The sequence below is a fragment of the Arthrobacter sp. SO5 genome (genome assembly GCF_020532805.1).
In the GTDB taxonomy this organism is placed as follows: Bacteria; Actinomycetota; Actinomycetes; order Actinomycetales; family Micrococcaceae; genus Arthrobacter.
On sequence record NZ_MQTQ01000102.1, the window covers coordinates 1 to 312 of the forward strand.

A 312-nucleotide genomic window follows, 5' to 3' on the forward strand; every position below is an offset into this window, starting at 1 on the left:
GCGTCGGCTGCGGCCAGCTCGTCAGGGCTTAGCGCGAGCAACCCGCCGGATACGGTGTCACCTTCACGGCGGACGAGGCCGAGGTGAACTTTCTTGCCGCTCTTGGCGATGACATCCAGGTCGGTGATGACGACTTCTGTGGTTCCGTGCCCGATCAGGAAGTCTTCGAGCATGTTGACCCGGTAGCCGAACAGCGACTGCTGGACCTTCTCATCCAACAGGGTGCCGAATGAGAAGACCAGCTCGCTCGGGGCCGCGGATGTAGTTGGTTCCGGGTTGGACACGGGGACACTCCTTGGGCAGAACTTTCGT

The 312-nt window shown here is 61.5% G+C and carries 1 protein-coding gene; it reads right to left on the reverse strand.

Annotation, left to right across the window (positions count from 1 at the left end; genetic code table 11):
- Positions 1-284: hypothetical protein (locus BJG92_RS17780; protein WP_232085304.1), on the reverse strand; the 284-nt coding region annotated here is incomplete at its 3' end.
- Positions 285-312: the final 28 nt, after the last annotated feature.